Annotated in this window: 15 protein-coding genes and 1 tRNA gene; 8 read left to right on the forward strand and 8 right to left on the reverse strand. The window is 65.7% G+C overall.

The window, feature by feature from the left end; genetic code table 11:
- The first annotated feature begins 8 nt into the window (after positions 1 to 8).
- The 4 genes from BX604_RS07510 to BX604_RS07525 all read left to right on the forward strand — a co-directional run bounded on the left by BX604_RS07510 (position 9) and on the right by BX604_RS07525 (position 7,488).
- Positions 9 to 686, forward strand: a complete 678-nt coding sequence (locus BX604_RS07510; RefSeq protein ID WP_098550203.1) for a response regulator — start codon at positions 9 to 11, stop codon at positions 684 to 686.
- A 281-nt stretch (positions 687 to 967) separates the two neighbouring features.
- Complete coding sequence (locus tag BX604_RS07515; RefSeq protein ID WP_098550204.1) at positions 968 to 2,098, forward strand: porin; 1,131 nt, start codon at positions 968 to 970, stop codon at positions 2,096 to 2,098.
- 336 nt (positions 2,099 to 2,434) lie between these two features.
- Complete coding sequence (locus BX604_RS07520) at positions 2,435 to 4,453, forward strand: site-specific DNA-methyltransferase (RefSeq protein WP_098550205.1); 2,019 nt, start codon at positions 2,435 to 2,437, stop codon at positions 4,451 to 4,453.
- Positions 4,453 to 7,488: a type III restriction-modification system endonuclease gene (locus tag BX604_RS07525; protein ID WP_098550206.1), complete on the forward strand. Its 3,036-nt coding sequence runs from the start codon at positions 4,453 to 4,455 to the stop codon at positions 7,486 to 7,488. The genes BX604_RS07520 and BX604_RS07525 overlap by 1 nt, the downstream gene beginning before the upstream one ends.
- Positions 7,489 to 7,593: 105 nt before the next feature.
- On the opposite strand, the gene BX604_RS07530 is transcribed toward BX604_RS07525, so the two are convergent.
- From BX604_RS07530 to egtB, 4 genes are all read right to left on the reverse strand, one after another.
- The gene (locus BX604_RS07530; protein WP_098550207.1) at positions 7,594 to 7,851 is read right to left on the reverse strand and encodes a hypothetical protein; all 258 of its coding nucleotides are present in this window, start codon (positions 7,849 to 7,851) and stop codon (positions 7,594 to 7,596) included.
- A 60-nt stretch (positions 7,852 to 7,911) separates the two neighbouring features.
- Positions 7,912 to 8,211, reverse strand: coding sequence for a hypothetical protein (locus BX604_RS07535; RefSeq protein ID WP_098550208.1), 300 nt, complete (start codon positions 8,209 to 8,211; stop codon positions 7,912 to 7,914).
- A 235-nt stretch (positions 8,212 to 8,446) separates the two neighbouring features.
- Complete coding sequence (gene egtD, locus BX604_RS07540; protein WP_098550209.1) at positions 8,447 to 9,460, reverse strand: L-histidine N(alpha)-methyltransferase; 1,014 nt, start codon at positions 9,458 to 9,460, stop codon at positions 8,447 to 8,449.
- Entirely contained in the window at positions 9,444 to 10,664 is a 1,221-nt protein-coding gene (gene egtB / locus BX604_RS07545) for an ergothioneine biosynthesis protein EgtB (protein ID WP_098550210.1), read from the reverse strand. Before egtB ends, egtD begins: the two co-directional genes overlap by 17 nt.
- Positions 10,665 to 11,260: 596 nt before the next feature.
- Here egtB and BX604_RS07550 point away from each other — a divergent pair.
- Both BX604_RS07550 and BX604_RS07555 read left to right on the forward strand, forming a co-directional pair.
- Entirely contained in the window at positions 11,261 to 11,734 is a 474-nt protein-coding gene (locus BX604_RS07550) for a carboxymuconolactone decarboxylase family protein (protein WP_098550211.1), read from the forward strand.
- Positions 11,734 to 12,615 carry a sigma-70 family RNA polymerase sigma factor gene (locus tag BX604_RS07555; RefSeq protein WP_098550212.1) on the forward strand — a complete coding sequence of 294 codons (882 nt, stop codon included), beginning with the start codon at positions 11,734 to 11,736 and terminating at the stop codon, positions 12,613 to 12,615. The genes BX604_RS07550 and BX604_RS07555 overlap by 1 nt, the downstream gene beginning before the upstream one ends.
- A 54-nt stretch (positions 12,616 to 12,669) precedes the next feature.
- Here BX604_RS07555 and BX604_RS07560 read toward each other — a convergent pair whose 3' ends face one another.
- Both BX604_RS07560 and BX604_RS07565 read right to left on the reverse strand, forming a co-directional pair.
- A complete protein-coding gene (locus tag BX604_RS07560) occupies positions 12,670 to 13,185 on the reverse strand; it encodes a DUF2628 domain-containing protein (protein ID WP_098550213.1) in 516 nt (171 codons plus the stop codon).
- Positions 13,186 to 13,506: 321 nt separating this feature from the next.
- Positions 13,507 to 13,583, reverse strand: a tRNA-Val gene (locus BX604_RS07565).
- A gap of 574 nt (positions 13,584 to 14,157) precedes the next feature.
- Here BX604_RS07565 and BX604_RS07570 point away from each other — a divergent pair.
- Both BX604_RS07570 and BX604_RS38910 read left to right on the forward strand, forming a co-directional pair.
- Entirely contained in the window at positions 14,158 to 14,598 is a 441-nt protein-coding gene (locus tag BX604_RS07570; protein WP_098550214.1) for a hypothetical protein, read from the forward strand.
- A gap of 138 nt (positions 14,599 to 14,736) precedes the next feature.
- Entirely contained in the window at positions 14,737 to 14,940 is a 204-nt protein-coding gene (locus BX604_RS38910) for a hypothetical protein (RefSeq protein ID WP_179894770.1), read from the forward strand.
- Positions 14,941 to 15,441: 501 nt separating this feature from the next.
- On the opposite strand, the gene BX604_RS07575 is transcribed toward BX604_RS38910, so the two are convergent.
- Positions 15,442 to 16,203 carry an anti-sigma factor family protein gene (locus tag BX604_RS07575; protein WP_098550215.1) on the reverse strand — a complete coding sequence of 254 codons (762 nt, stop codon included), beginning with the start codon at positions 16,201 to 16,203 and terminating at the stop codon, positions 15,442 to 15,444.
- A complete protein-coding gene (locus tag BX604_RS07580; protein WP_098550216.1) occupies positions 16,200 to 16,718 on the reverse strand; it encodes a sigma-70 family RNA polymerase sigma factor in 519 nt (172 codons plus the stop codon). The genes BX604_RS07575 and BX604_RS07580 overlap by 4 nt, the downstream gene beginning before the upstream one ends.
- Positions 16,719 to 16,743: the final 25 nt, after the last annotated feature.

Genomic DNA, 16,743 nt, shown 5'->3' on the forward strand with positions numbered 1-16,743 from the left:
ATGCCGTCATGAAACTTCTATTGGTCGAAGACAACGCCGAACTCGCGCACTGGATCGTGAACCTGCTGCGCGGCGAGGATTTCGCGGTCGACTGCGTCGGCGACGGCGAGCGCGCGGACACGGTGCTGAAGACCGAACGCTACGACGCCGTGCTGCTCGACATGCGGCTGCCCGGCATCAGCGGCAAGGAGGTGCTCGCGCGGCTGCGGCGCCGCAACGACAACGTGCCGGTGCTGATGCTGACCGCGCACGGCTCCGTCGACGACAAGGTCGACTGCTTCGGCGCGGGCGCCGACGACTACGTGGTCAAGCCGTTCGAATCGCGCGAACTGGTTGCGCGGATCCGCGCGCTGATCCGCCGCCAGGCCGGCGTCGGCACGACCCAGCTCGTGTGCGGCGATCTCGTCTACGCGTTCGGCACGCGCGAATTCCGCTGCGGCGATGCGGCGCTCGCGCTGCGCCGCCGCGAGCATGCGATCCTCGAGACGCTGATGCTGCAGCAGAACAAGACGGTGTCGAAGGCGCGGCTGATGGACAGCGTGTTCGCCCTCGACGACGAGCCGAGCGCCGACGCGATCGACATCTACATCCACCGGCTGCGCAAGCATCTGGCCGGCAGCACGGCCGAGATCATCACGCTGCGCGGGCTCGGCTATATCCTGCGCGCGAAGAGCGTGCAGGACTGACGCGGTCGCGCTCCCCGCCCTCGTCAATCCATTCGGATAACGAATCTTTCATGAAAACCCGGCGGCCGTCCGTCGGGCAAGCGTCCGTTCGCCTGCCCGATTCGTGATCGTTGCGCGTTCGGTGTTTTCACCAATCCGATTCTTGCGGCCGGGAAAGCGGCATGAAGGATTGCACCCTCTACGATGCTACGTGTCGGCCTCCTCGCAGTGGCCGTCAACAGCCGGCATACATTACGTAGTGCCAACGAACATTTCAATGCGGCAGCCAGGAGGAGACGATCTTGAAACGAAAAACCCTTGCCCTTTCCATCGCGGCGGCGGGCCTGTGTGCCGGCACCCAGGCGCACGCGCAGTCGAGCGTCCAGCTCTACGGCCTGATGGACCTCAGCTTTCCCACCTACCGGACCCACGCCGATGCGAACGGCAATCACGTGATCGGGATGGGCAACGAAGGCGAGCCGTGGTTCAGCGGCAGCCGCTGGGGCCTGAAAGGCGCGGAGGACATCGGCGGCGGCACGAAGGTCATCTTCCGCCTCGAAAGCGAATACGTGGTCGCGAACGGCCAGATGGAAGACAACGGCCAGATCTTCGATCGCGACGCCTGGGTCGGCATCGAAGACGAGCGCTTCGGCAAGCTGACGGCCGGTTTCCAGAACACGATCGCGCGCGACGCATCGGCGATCTATGGCGACGCATACGGCTCCGCGAAGCTGTCGACCGAGGAAGGCGGCTGGACCAACTCGAACAACTTCAAGCAGATGATCTTCTACGCGGCCAGCCCGACCGGCACGCGCTACAACAACGGCCTCGCGTGGAAGAAGCTGTTCAGCAACGGCATCTTCGCGAGCGCCGGCTACCAGTTCAGCAACTCGACCGCGTTCGCGACCGGCTCCGCGTACCAGCTCGCGCTCGGCTACAACGGCGGCCCGTTCAACGTGTCCGGCTTCTACAACCACGTGAACAACGGCGGCTACACCAACCAGACGTTCTCGGTCGGCGGCAACTATACGTTCAGCATCGTGCGCCTGAATGCCGGCTACTTCCGCTACAACGGCGACCAGGGCTCGCTCGGCCAGCGTCACGACGACGCGTGGACGGTGTCGATGAAGATCCAGCCGAAGGGCGTGCTCGACTACGAGCTCGGCTATCAGCAGATGCGGGTCAAGAACGCCGCGTACACGTCGGACGGCTTCATCCCGAACGCGAACCTCGGCGCGTTCAGCCTGACGAGCGGTGTCGGCAACGGCTTCAAGGAAACGCTCTACGGGTCGGTGTTCTATCACCTGAGCAAGCGCACCGAGCTTTACCTCGCCGGCGACTACATGAAGCTGCACGGCGGTTACACGGTGTCGTCGACGTTCGGCGCGAAAAACCAGCTCGAACTGACGACGGGCGTCCGGACGCGTTTCTGATCCGGCGCCGGGGCGCGCCGCGCCCCGCCGTTTCCTTCGTTCGGGATGTCTCCATGCGGGCACGCCGGCGCATTGCGCTGACCGTGCCCTTTTTTTCGTCGTTTTCGGGGGTGCCGGGGCGCCGGGAAACGCTTGCCGGCGGGCGCTACGACAACCGGCCCGAAGCCGCTCGCGGCCCGTCTGGCGGGCGATCGCGGCCGATGGGCGCAGGATCGCCTCGCATCGGTGCTTGACCTGCGCCGACCGACTCGATAGCGTTTCGGGTTTGCCCGGGTGGCCATTGCCGCCGGAGCCGTGAGTGCGCCCGATGTCCTGGCGCAACGCGGCCGGGTTCCGATGGAAAAAACGATGCAGAAACTCGATGCGGCCAGCCCGCAGGCGATGTCGACGGATTTCACCGCCGACAACGTCGCGCGCCTGAAGGCGCTGTTCCCCGAACTCGTGACCGAAGGCCCGGACGGCGCGTCGGTCGACGTCGACGTGCTGAAGGCGCTGATCGGCGAGCGCACCGTCGGCGATGCCGACGAGCGCTACGGCTTCCACTGGCACGGCAAGCGCAGCGCGCGCCAGGCCGCGCTCACGCCGTCGACGGGCACGCTGCGCCCGTGCCCCGACGACAGCGTCGCCTGGGACGACACGCGCCATCTCGTGATCGAGGGCGACAACCTCGACGTGATGAAGCTGCTGCACAAGAGCTACGCGGGCAAGGTGAAGCTCGTCTACATCGACCCGCCGTACAACACCGGCAGCGATTTCGTCTATCCGGACGACTTCAGCGACAGCATCCGCCACTACCTGGCGATGACGGGCCAGACCGACGCCGGCGTGAAGCGCAGCACCAATACCGAGGCGAACGGCCGGTTCCACACCGACTGGCTGAACATGATGTATCCGCGCCTGAAGCTCGCGCACGCGCTGCTGTCCGACGAAGGGCTGATCGCCGTGCACATCGACGAGCACGAAGTGCATGCGCTCGTGCTGATGCTGCGCGAGATCTTCGGCGAGGAGAACGAGCTCGGCGTCGCCGTGTGGGACAAGCGCAACCCGAAGGGCGACGCCCGCGGCGTCGCGTACCAGCACGAATCGCTGGTGCTGTTCGCGCGCAACGCCGAGACGCTGCTCGAACAGGCGCCGCTCAAGCGCCCGAAGCGCAACGCGCAGCGCATGCTCGACGCCGCGCACGACGCGATGTACCGCAGCGGCAACGCGAAGGACGCGCAGAAGGCGTACCGCGCGTGGATGAAGGCGCAGACCAACCTGTCCGGCGGCGAGGTGATGTACGACCGGCTGTCGGAAGAAGGCCGCGTGTACCGCCTCGTGTCGATGGCGTGGCCGAACAAGAAGAAGGCGCCGGAAGAGTATTTCACGCCGCTGACCCACCCGGTCACCGGCAAGCCGTGCGCGATGCCGGCGCGCGGCTGGCGCAATCCGCCCGCGACGATGCAGGCGCTGATCGAGCGCGGCCAGATCGAATTCGGCCCGGATGAAACCACGCAGCCGCAGCGGATCTACTACCTCGACGAGAACATGTACGAGAACGTGCCGTCGGTGCTGCCGTTCGCCGGCTCCGACGACGCGCTGCTCAAGACGCTCGGCATCCCGTTCGACCTGCCGAAGCCGGTCGATTTCGCGGCGGCCGTGATCGGCTGGTGCACGCGCGGCGACGACATCGTGCTCGACTGCTTCGCCGGTTCCGGTTCGACCGGCCACGCGGTGATGCAGGTGAACGCGACCGACGGCGGCGCGCGCCGCTACATCCTCGTGCAGCTGCCCGAAGCGCTCGACCGCCGCGACAAGACGCAGCTGGCCGCCGCCGATTTCTGCGCGAAGCTGAAAAAGCCGCTGACGCTCGCCGAAGTCACGAAGGAGCGCCTGCGCCGCGCCGCGCAGCAGGTTGCGCGCGACTATCCGGAAAGCTATGGCGACCTGGGCTTCCGCGTGTACCGGCTCGACACGACCAACGTGATCGAGTGGGATCCGCGCCGTGACGACTTCGACCATGCGCTCTTCGCCTCCGTCGAGCACGTGAAGACCGGCCGCACCGAGGACGACCTGCTCGCCGAACTGACGCTCAAGCTCGGCCTCGACCTGTGCACGCCGGTCGAGCATCACCGCGTCGCCGGCAAGACCGTGCACCTGATCGGCCGCTCGATCGTCGCGTGCTTCGATGCGCGCATCGCGCGCGACGACGCGGGCCCGCTCGCCGACGGCATCGTCGACCTGCTCGACGCGACCGGCGCGACGCGCGACGTCACGTGCCTGTTCCGCGACAGCGGCTTCGTCGACGACGTCGCGAAGCTCAATCTCGCCGCGCTGCTCGAACAGCACGGCGTGAAGCGCGTGCGGAGCCTGTGATGCGGCTGCATTTCGAAGCGGATCTCGACTATCAGCGCGAGGCGATCGACGCCGTCTGCGACCTGTTTCGCGGCCAGGAATCGTATCGCGGCGACTTCAGCGTGCTCGCGAACGCCGCACCCGGCACGACCGCCGCCGCGCAAGGTTCGCTCGGCTTCGCCGTGTCGGAGCAAGGCGTCGGCAACCGGCTGTCGCTGACCGACGACGCGCTCGCGCGCAACCTCGCCGACGTGCAGCTGCGCGGCGGGCTGCCGCCGTCCGGCCTGCCCGGCTCGCGCGACTTCACCGTCGAGATGGAGACCGGCACCGGCAAGACCTACGTGTACCTGCGCACGATCTTCGAGCTGAACCGCCGCTACGGCTTCACGAAGTTCGTGATCGTCGTGCCGTCAATCGCGATCAAGGAAGGCGTGCACAAGACGCTGTCGATCACCGAGGACCATTTCCGCGCGCTGTACGCGGGCGTGCCGTACGACTACTTCCTGTACGACTCCGCGAAGCTCGGCCAGGTGCGCCACTTCGCGGCGAGCGCGGCGATCCAGATCATGGTGATGACGGTTGCCGCGATCAACAAGAAAGAGATCAACAATCTCTACAAGGACAGCGAGAAGACCGGCGGCGAGAAGCCGATCGACCTGATCCGCGCGACCCGGCCGATCGTGATCGTCGACGAGCCGCAGAGCGTCGACGGCGGGCTCGAGGGGCGCGGGCGCGAAGCGCTGGCCGCGATGGCGCCGCTCTGCACGCTGCGCTATTCGGCCACCCACGTCGACCGCCACCACATGGTGTACCGGCTCGATGCCGTCGACGCGTACGAGCGCAAGCTCGTCAAGCAGATCGAGATCGCGTCGGCGATCGTCGAGGATGCGCACAACAAGCCGTACCTGCGGCTCGCCGGCGTGTCGAACCGGCGCGGCGCGATCAGCGCGCGCGTCGAGCTCGACGTCGCGACGGCCGCGGGCGTGAAGCGCCAGATCGTGTCGGCCACCGACGGCGACGACCTCGAACGCCTGACCAAGCGCGCGCTGTACGCCGGGCTGCGGATCGGCGAAGTCCATGCGGTGAAGGGCGCCGAATACGTCGAGCTGCGTCATCCGGAAGGCGAGGCGTTCCTGTCGCTCGGCGAAGCGTTCGGCGACATCGACACGCTCGCCGTGCAGCGCGAGATGATCCGCCGCACGATCCGCGAGCATCTCGACAAGGAATTGCGCCTCGCCGAGCGCGGCGTGAAGGTGCTGTCGCTGTTCTTCGTCGATTCGGTCGAGCGCTATCGCCGCTACGACGAGAACGGCGTGCCCGTGAAGGGCGACTACGCGCTGATCTTCGAAGAGGAATATGCGCGCGCGGCGCGCGTGCCGGCCTACCGGGCGCTGTTCGACGGCGTTGACGTCGCGCTCGAAGTCGAGCGCGCGCACAACGGCTACTTCTCGATCGACCGCAAGGGCGGCTGGACCGACACGAGCGAGAGCAGCGCCGCCGCCCGCGAGAACGCGGAGCGCGCATACGGCCTCATCATGCGCGAGAAGGAAGCCCTGCTGTCGTTCGACACGCCGCTGAAGTTCATCTTCTCGCACTCGGCGCTGAAGGAAGGCTGGGACAACCCGAACGTGTTCCAGATCTGCACGCTGCGCGACATCCAGACCGAACGCGAGCGCCGCCAGACGCTCGGCCGCGGGCTGCGCCTCGCCGTCGACCAGGATGGCGAGCGCGTGCGCGATCCGGGCGTGAACACGCTCACCGTGATCGCGACCGAGCGCTACGAATCGTTCGCCGAGAACCTGCAGAAGGAAATCGAGGCCGACACCGGGATCCGTTTCGGGATCGTCGAGGAGCATCAGTTCGCGGCGCTGCCGGTGCAGGAAGGCGACGGCCCCGCGCATGCGCTCGGCATCGAGCTGTCGCGCGTGCTGTGGACCCATCTGCACGCGCAGGGCTACGTCGACGCGCAGGGCAAGGTGCTCGACCGGCTGAAGGATGCGCTGCGCCAGAGCGCGCTCGTGCTGCCCGAAGCGTTCGAGATGCTGCGTGCGCCGATCGTCGCGACGCTGCGCAAGCTGTCGGGCCGCTTCGCGGTGCGCAATGCGGACGAGCGCCGCGCGATCGCGTTGCGGCGCGACGCGTCGGGCAAGGCCGTCGTGTTCGGCGACGACTTCCGCGCGCTGTGGGACCGCATCCGCCACCGCACCGTGTACAGCGTCGAATTCGACAACGCCAAGCTCGTGCGCGACTGCACGGCCGCGCTGCGCAGCGCGCCGGACATCGCACGCGCGCGGCTGCAATGGCGCAAGGCCGAGATCGACATCGGCAAGGCCGGCATCGAGGCGATCGAAGTGGGCGGCGCGGGCACCGTGCTGATCGACGAAGGCGAGCTGCCGCTGCCCGATCTGCTCACCGAGCTGCAGGACCGCACGCAACTCACGCGCCGTTCGCTCGCGACGATCCTGGCCGACAGTGGCCGGCTCGACGATTTCCGCGTGAATCCGCAGCAGTTCATCGCGCTCGCGGCCGATGCGATCAACCGCTGCAAGCGGCTCGCGCTGGTGGCGGGCATCGCGTATCGCAAGCTCGGCGAGCGCCACGTGCATGCGCTCGAATCGTTCGAGAGCGAGGCGCTGACCGGCTATCTGCGCAACCTGCGGCCCGATGCGCGCAAGTCGATCCACGAGGCGGTCGTGTGCGAGACCGATGCGGAACGCGCGTTCGCCGACGCGCTGGAAGCGCACGACGGCGTGAAGCTTTACGCGAAGCTGCCTGCGTGGTTCCGCGTGCCGACGCCGCTCGGCAGCTATCACCCGGACTGGGCCGTGCTCGCGGAGCAGGACGGCGGCGAACGGCTGTACTTCGTCGTCGATACGCCGAATGCGGATGGCGATGTGTCCAGCGAGCACGAGCGTGCGAAGCTCGCGTGCGGCGAAGCGCATTTCCGTGCGCTGGTGGATGGCGGGGACGCGGCGCGGTTCATGCGCGTCCGGCAGGCCGATGCGTTGTTCGAGCCTGTCGCGTCCGCGGCGCCCCGTACGGGCGCGCGACGCTGAAACGAAGGGCGGCCATGAGCCGCCCTTTTTTATCGACCGTTGCCGGCCGGCAAAAACGAACGGGGCAGCGCCGAAGCACTGCCCCGTTGACGACGATGCCGATGCTTACTGCGCCGGCTGCATGTCGTGTGCCGCCGCTGCCCGGCGCTGCGCTGCCAGCTCCTGCTCGTGCTTCTTTGCCATGTGGTGGCCGACGATACAGCCGCCGACCGCGCCCACTACCGCATGGTGTCCCGCGTAGTGGCCGGCGACGCCGCCTACTACCGCGCCTTTCATGCAGCCCGCCGCATGCGCGCTGCCGATCGTTGCCAGTGCAACGACGGCGGCCGTTGCGCACAACCTGATGTGTCGAATGGGTTTCATGCGATCACTCTCCTCTTGTCGTCGTGATCCGTGTTCTTGTCGTCAACGGGTCGCCGGGCTTCAGTCCCAGCGGCCGCGCCAGCCGCCACCATGATCGCCCCGATCGCGCCACTCATGGTCGCGCCATTCACGGCGACGCCACTCGTGTTCGCGCCACTGACGCGCACGCCAGTCGTCATCGCGATAGCCAACCGGAGCGTACATGACCGGCGGGGGCGGCGCCACATAGACCGGGGCCGGCGCCGCGTAGACGCCCGGCACGCCGATCCCGACCGACAGGTCGACGTGGGCCGATGCGACGCCCGAAGCTGCCAGCGCCGCTACACCGAGAACTGCACCGAGAAGGAATTTCTTGCTCATCTCGCGACTCCCTGCACGTGTCGTGCTTCATGTGAATACGGTTCGGAGTCTAGGCACCGTACGCAGACACAGGTGAAACCGGTCTGCGAGACCGGTAACTGACGTTTACGGAGGGGCGCAAAGCCTTACGGCACAAGGGTGAGAACCGATTCGACACGCCGTTGCAACGGCGCATCGAATCGGTGAAGCGGTGAAGGCGGAATTTTTTGCCGACGCGCGGTTCGCCGGCCGCGCGCTACGCGCGAATATCGTCGACGCTGCGCAGCCAGTGCACGCTGAACAGGCTGTCCGCGTCGGTCCACACGGTATCGGGCTCGAAACCCGCACGACGTGCGATTGCATGGAAACCGTCGATCGTGAACTTGTGCGAGTTCTCCGTATGAATGCGCTCGCCGGCCTCGAAGCGGAATGCGTGGCCGCGCACGTGCACGGTCTGCGCGACGTCGCTGACCAGATGCATCTCGATGCGCTGCCGCTCGGCGTCGTAGAACGCGCAATGCGAGAACGCATCGAGATCGAAGTCCGCGCCGAGCTCCGCATTCGCGCGGGCGAGCAGGTTCAGGTTGAACTGCGCGGTCACGCCCTGCGCGTCGTTGTACGCGTGATGCAGCGTGCGCTCGTCCTTCACGAGATCCGCGCCGACCAGCAGTCCGCCGCCGCGCAACAGGCGCGCCGCATCGCGAAGGAACGCGTCGGCTTCCTCCGGCGAGAAGTTGCCGATCGTCGAACCGGGGAAGAAGCCGATGCGCCGTCGCGGCGTCGCGGTCAGCTCGGCCAGTTGCTCGGCCTTCGTGTAGTCGGCCGCGAGCGGCGCGACGTCGAGCCACGGATACGCGGTGCGCAGCCGCTCGGCCGCGCCGTGCAGGTAGTCGGCCGAGATGTCGATCGGCACGTAGCGCGCCGGCGCATTCGCGTAGTTGTCCGCGCACGCGTCGAGCAGCACGCGGATCTTCTCGAGCGAACCCGCGCCGAATTCGACGATGTCCGCATGCGGGCCGACGCGCTGCACGATCTCGGCCGCGCGATCGCGCAGAATGCCCAGCTCGGTGCGCGTCGGATAGTACTCGGGCAACTCGCAAATGCGATCGAACAGCTCGGAGCCGGCCGCATCGTAGAAGTATTTCGGCGAAATGCTGCGCGGCGTGCGCGACAGTCCGTCGATCAGGTCGCGCTCGAACGCGCTCGGCCGCGAATCGCGGGCGGGTTGCAGGCCACCTCTCCTGGCCCTGAGGTCAGACGTCTCGCGCAAGTCGCACTCCCGTGAATTGCCAGCGCGCGGCCGGCGGAAAGAAATTGCGGTACGTCGGCCGTTCATGCCCCGGCGGCGTCGCGATGCTGCTGCCGCGCAGGACCTGCTGGCCAACCATGAACTTGCCGTTGTATTCGGCCGCAACTCCCGCGAGCGGCCGAAAGCCCGGATACGGCTCGTAGGACGAACGTGTCCACTGCCACACGTGCCCGAGCATCTGCCGAATGCCGTCCGCGCCGAATGCGGCCTCCCATTCGAATTCCGTCGGCAGGCGTGCACCCGCCCATTCCGCATACGCGGCCGCTTCGTAGAAGCTCACGTGGCACACGGGCGCATCGGGTGCAAATGACGCCACGCCATGCAGGCCGAACGTGCGCCATGCATGCGCGGCACCATCACTGTCCGGGATCCAGTACGCGGGCCCTTGCCACCCTTCCCGCTGCACCGTCGCCCAGCCGTCGGACAGCCAGTATTCGGGACGCACATAGCCGCCGTCCGCGATGAAGGCGGCGAATTCCGCATTCGTCACGAGCCGATTCGCGATCTCGCAAGGCCGCACGAGCGCCGTGTGGCGCGGCCGTTCGTTGTCGAACGAGAACCCGTCGCCGTCGTGGCCGATCTCGACGAGCCCGCCGGGCTGATGCAGCCAGCGCAACGGGCCGGCGTCGCCCGCTGCCAGCGCGGCTTGCGTATCGGCGCCGTTGCGCGGCCGGAAAGCCGGCTTCAGCGGGTTGCACGAGAACGCGTGCAGCATGTCCGTGACGAGCAGCTCCTGGTGCTGCTGCTCGTGATGCAGGCCGAGCTCGATCTCGGGCGCGATCGCGTCGAGCAACGTCGGGTCGGCGCTCGCGAGCGCGTGCAGCATCGCTTCGTCGACGTGTTGCCGGTAGGCATGCACTTCATCCAGCGACGGACGCGTGAGCAGCCCGCGCTGCGGGCGCGGATGGCGCGGGCCGAGCGCTTCGTAATAGGAATTGAAGAGAAACTGGAACGCGTCGTCGAACGGCGCGTAGCCGGGCACGCGCCGCATCAGCACGACGGTTTCGAAGAACCAGGTCGTATGCGCGAGATGCCATTTCGCCGGACTCGCGTCGGGCATCGACTGCACGGCTTGATCTTCGGCGGACAGCGTCGCGGTCAATGCGACGCTATGGGCGCGCACGTCCTGGTAACGGCGCTGAAGCTGGGATGCAGGGAGGCTCATCGGTTTACCGTCCACGTCGCGATTCGCTGCGTTGCGTTGCCGGAAAAAGGAAAGCCTTGCGCTCGGATGCGCGCGGCTGACGTGCGACCTTCAATGCTGCGTCGTCGGGCAACCGGCGCGCGCGCCGGGCCGCTGATGCGGCGTCACTTCGTCTGCCCGTGCAGAACAGTATGGTCCAGAAATGTGAACGTCGCGAATCGGATTTCGAGCGAAACAAAATGGAAAGAAAAATGAAAGTATTTGCCGTGCGGCGCGTCGATGTGACAAACCGCCGGAGCCTCATGCGCGGCGGGCTGCGCCGAGGGGTCGCAACACGCATGCCTGCCGGTTGCGCTACTGACGGCAGATGACATTCGCGCCGCGCCCGTGAAAGGTGCGCGATACGCGCTTCGCCCGAAGAACGCGGTCGTGCCGCCGATATCGGTCGCCGCGATCCACACATGGCGACCGCGGTCATCCGCGCCCTGCTCGGCTGCTCAGCCCTTCGCTCGGGACCCGATTTTTCTCGTGGGTTTGAAAATTTTTTGCGTCGATGTCACACGCGCCGGGTGCTCGCTCGTCATATCACCGGAACCCACACGAAAGGAGAAGGAACCATGACTGCGAAACTCAATCCGTTTGCCGCCGCACCCGCGCTGATGAAGAACTGGATGACGGTGTCGATCGCCGCGGCCGGGAGCCTCGAGCCGACGCTGATCGAGCTGGTCAAGATCCGCGCGTCGCAGATCAACGCGTGCGCGAACTGCCTTAACATGCACACCGTCGAGGCGCGCGAGCAAGGCGAGACCGAGCAGCGTATCAACCTGCTGGCCGCGTGGCGCGAAGCGCCCTGCTACACCGACCGCGAACGCGCGGCGCTCGGCTGGACCGATGCGCTCACGCGACTGTCGGAGGGGCACGCTGCGCACGAGGCCGCCTATGCGGCGCTGAACGACCACTTCAGCCAGGAGGAACAGGTGAAACTCACGCTGATGATCAACGTGATCAACGGCTGGAACCGGCTTGCCGTCGGCTTCGGGCTGTGGATCGATCCGGCCGAAGCGAAAGCCGCGGCCAAGATGGTGGCCTGATGACGATCCTCGATCCGGCTGCAGGCAGCGCCGAAGACCGGGCCGACGCGGCGGCGAGTTTCGACCCGCTGCGTCGCACGCTGATCCGCGTCGCGTACCGGATGCTCGGTTCCGTCGCGGATGCCGAGGACATGGTGCAGGACGCGTTCATCCGCTGGATGGCCGTCGATCGCACCGACGTGCGCGTGCCCGAGGCGTTTCTGCGCCGCATGGTGATGCGCATGTGTCTCGACCAGTTGAAGTCCGCGCGACACCAGCGCGAGACCTATGTCGGCCCGTGGCTGCCCGAGCCGGTCGTCGAGGAAGATGAACAGGAGGACGTCACGCTGCCGCTGATGCTCGCACTCGAACGGCTGTCGCCGCTCGAACGTGCGGCGTTCCTGCTGCACGACGTGTTCGGCCTCGAGTTCGACGAGATCGCGACCACCATCCAGCGTGATCCGGCCGCGTGCCGGCAACTTGCCGCGCGGGCGCGCACGCATGTGCGCGAGGCACGGCCGCGGTTTCATGTCGAGAAGCAGCGCGGGATCGAGCTGGCCGAGGCGTTTTTCGCGGCGTCGCGCAGCGGCGACATGCGCGCGCTCGGCGCGATGCTCGCCGAAGACGTCAGCCTGCATGCGGACGGCGGCGGCAAGCGCACGGCCGCCGGCGCGCCGGTGTTCGGCTTCGACAGCGTGATGAAGGTGCACGAATACCTGGCCGGGCTGTTCACCACGCACGCGTCGAAGCTCGTGCGGGCCGGGTTCATCAACGGGTTGCCCGGGTTCGTCACGCTGGAAGCCGATGGCGAACTGCAGACCACGGCACTCGAGATCGACGACGGGAAGATCGTCGCCATCTATGTCGTACGCAATCCTGACAAGTTGAAGCACCTCCATTGAAGGTCACGGTGCGGCGAATGCCCGAAACGGCATCGCCGCCCTCCTTTCCGCGACCTACCCCATCGCGACCACGATGTTGCGAATCACGAGCATCGCATAGCCAAGCACCGGCGTTGCGATCGCGAAGCCAAGTGCCGCGAGCCAGTTCGTACCGCCCTGCGCTTCGAGCAGTGCGAGAAACGACTCGCGGGTCGGCGCATTCGGGCGCAGCTTTTCGATCCGGCGCTCGACGTGCGCCTTGTAGAGGCTGTTTCCGCACCAGCCTAGCGTTACCGCGATCGCGATCGTGACCGGATCGAGTGCGCTCGACTGGAGAGCTTGCGGGAAATACAGCAGCTGGATCAGCGTGACCCCGAGCGACGCGCCGAGCACGGCCGCCGCCTGCCAGTACATGCATCGATACGCCATCCATACCGGGCCCAGAAAACAGGCGGCCCAGTTCCAGGCCATCCGGTTCTTGCGCGATGCGGCGATCGACCATTTCTTCGCGAACCAGTCGGCCTTCTTGCCGACGTACGCGGCGATTTCGTCGTTGCTCGCGGACGATGCGAGGGTCGTGACCTCGGACATGGTCGTGTGCTCTCTCAGTCGCGCGGTTTGCGCGTTGTCGTTTTGATGGATTGTTCGAGACGTGCTCAGCGTGTGCCGCGTGTTCTCGTGGATGATGCGCAGACGATTCTACCCGGCGTGCGGTGACCGTCGTAGTGCGCGCGGGGTGATCGGATGAAGTGCGATGCCGTTCGGGGAACATGCAACGCATCAGAGCTGCATGCGTTGTTTCGACCGCAAAAAGAAAAACGCCACGCGATGTTGCCGCGTGGCGTTTGTATGTTTGGCGAGCCGGATTGCCTGTAGGCAATTCGTGCTGCCGGACCCCTTCATTTTGTTCGTTGGTAGGCTCGATTGGATTCGAACCAACGACCCCCACCATGTCAAGGTGGTGCTCTAACCAACTGAGCTACGAGCCTAAGAAGCCGCGAATTATAGAGAGGGTTTTTGAGGAGCACAACCCCCTTCGTGAAAATTTTTTGAATCGGGTGCGTGCGGGGGCTGGCGATCCATGTTGCGTGGCGCTGCCGGGGACATTGAATTCACGTCTTTGCTTCACAGCAAAACGCGTCGAGGCGCTGTGAGGTTATCCACATTCCCCTCTGGATAACCGCTCGGGAAGCCTCTGAATTCACAGTGGAACGATTGAGGATATGTCGGCCAGGCTGTGAATCGACGAAAAGTTGTTCTGTGCTCCACAGAGTTTTGCGTGTTCATCGAGCGTGGTTATGCATTCCGTTTTGCGCTGAAAATTCAGGGCGTTAGGGAGGTTATCCACTGTGAGGCGGCAGGCTTGTTAACTATCACTACGTATATATACGAACTCTGTAAACACCTTGGGATAAGCACAGTCCGTTGACTGTGATCCCGGCAGGACATGCACTGCGTGCGACGGACGGACAACCGAATCGGCAGGCTGTGAGGCCTGCAGTCAATCAGTGAACGGCTTGGTCTGTAGAATCGCCGGCATTCACGATGCAACGAGCAGCCGACATGACATTGGCGATCCGGGTTGACTGGCAAAGCGGTGCGGTTTGCGCTGACGGCGCGCGTATCGAGGTCTGCGACGACGGGCGCTTGAGTGACGATGTCCTGCGCCTGTGTTCGCCCGTGCAGATGTCGAAGAACGGCACGGTGCGTTATCGCGTCTCGCGGCAGATCACCTTCGGTGGCCACACAGGCGAATGCCTGGTCGACATGGCTGAAGGGCGACTGACGAGCGTCGCGATGCTGTTCGATACGATTCGCTTCCTCGATGCGAGCATCACAGAGTCGAAGATCGTCCGGTCGATCGCGAAGTCTTCGGGATTGACGGTGGTGAGCGGGCATCCCACAGAGGCTCGACTCGAACCGTGCTCGTGGGGCGTCGCCGTGTTTCGCTACGATCCCGTGCAAGGTGCTTTGAGTTTCGAGGTACGCTGCCGTGGCGACTGAATCAGGTGAGGCAAAGCGATGGCGTCACACGCCAGGCTGTGATCTCGACGATTGCCGCGTATTTTTCGGCCAGGGGATCGGTCCTGGCGAACTCGTGAAGGTCTCGCTCGATCGGAGAAATACAGCAAGGAGATGTGGATGCTGCGTGCCGAGTTCGACGGACGCGCCATGTTCGTGAAGCTGTGGGATGCAGGTGAGCGGGGATATTCGCAGCGCTGCGTGATGATCTTCATTTGCACGCGCTCACGTTGCCTGCGCATGTGCGGCACTCCGTATGTGCCGATCCGCATTACGGCTGGCATGACGAGTGTTTCTGCGAGCAGCACGGGCATTTGCTGGTAGCAGGGCGAACGCAGCCACCGAAGCGCTGACGCGTAAGCTGGGCTGGCAGATCACGAGCGCACTGCAATCGGTGCGGACAACCACCGCAAACCCGATCGAAAACGCTGTGGCGCACTCGCGGTCCGTGTGCGTTGCGTATTTCGCGATACACGCAGACTCGACGCGTTCAGTTATTCGCGCCACGCGTCATGTTGAAAAGGTTGTTGATAATCCCGCAGCGGAATCAATCGAAATACTGTGCAACAAAAGCGTGAGTGCTCCGTGGGCGAATGATTTCATCGGGCCGTGAGGCCCGTATGGCGGTACTTTGAGCGTTTTGAAGCGGAGGGGCGATCAGCGGACGGGCCATCGACTGCAGTAACGTTCGAAATGTGGATATCCCGCAGGCGAACTCACTCGAAACGCTGTGTGCTCGAATGGTGAGCGGAGCGGGCCGATGACCGGCAGCCCGTACAACGACGCATTCAGGCGGCCGTTCGGCGCGGCCGCGGATCGTATCACTTACGTCTGCGCATCAAGCGCCTGCACAACCGCCTTCTCCCCGAGACTATCCGCCGGCCCGACCACCGCGAAGTTCAGCCCGCGCACCGACCCATATCGCGCCAGCAACGACCCGTCCACCCGTTGCCCGGCCGGCAGCAGCCGGTGTTCCGATTCCGCCGGCCGCAGATAGAAGCTCAGTGTCCGCCCGGCATCGTCCTCATAGAGCACCATCGCGGCCGTGGCGCCACTGTCCGTCGTAAACAACCGTCCGCCGACCGGTCGGAACCCCGCCGTGCTCAAATCCGGCAGCTTCGCCGACGCGCCGACGCGCCTGGTGAGCCACCCCTGCAAATCTCCCGCACTCGTCGGCCGGTAATCCACCTTCGCGGTCTGATCGACCACCATCATCCGGTAAGCCTCGACCGCATCGCTCATCGGTGCGATGGGCGGCGCCGCGTTCCACCCGCGCGCCTGCCACCCGCCGAACGTCCCCAGCCCGATGCAGAGCACGAACGAAGCCGCCATCGCGAACCGCATCCGCGCGCGTTCCGCACCCCGCGCCCGAATCGCGACCGGATCGAGCGCAGGATTCGCACCGGGCATCCGCACGCTCTCCAGCGCGGCCCGCAACCGCTGCGCATCCTGCTGCCATTGCTTTACCTGTTCCGCACACTCCGGGTGCAGCGCGAGATATCGCTCGACCGTGGCGCGCGCGTCGGCGTCGAGCTGGCCGTCGACATAGGCCTGGAGATCGTGTTCGTCTGGGCGGAGGTCGTTCATTTCATCAATCGAAGGGAAGGGGCGGGAAGCTTGCCGTCGCTGAGCTGGCGCAGCGCCTGGCGCGCGCGGGAGAGTCGCGACATTACCGTGCCGATCGGCACGTCGAGCAGGTCGGCGACTTCCTGATACGTGAAGCCCTCGACCGCGACGAGCAGCAGCAGGCTGCGCTGTTCGTCGGACAGATGACCGAACGCTTCGAGCGTCGCACGCGCGGCTACCTCGCGTTCGGCGGACGGCCAGTGCGGCTCGTCGTCGGTGCGAATCCGGCCGAGCAGCCACGCGTAGCGTTTCGCGCTGCGTTTGCCGTCGAGGAACTGCCGGTAAAGGATCGTGAAGAGCCAGCTGCGCAGCGACGCGTCGTCACGGCGGCTCGCCCAGCGCGACAGCGCGCGCTCGAGCGTCGACTGGACGAGATCGTCGGCCGCATGGACGTCGCGCGCCAGCCAGAGCGCGAAGCGTCGCAGCCTGGGGATGAGTTCGCGCAATGCGTCGTCGTCGGGGGCGTTTGAGGACATGGCCGGGCCGTAGCCGAAAGGCGTG

This window comes from Burkholderia sp. JKS000303 (genome assembly GCF_002563755.1).
Taxonomy (GTDB): domain Bacteria; phylum Pseudomonadota; class Gammaproteobacteria; order Burkholderiales; family Burkholderiaceae; genus Burkholderia; species Burkholderia anthina_B.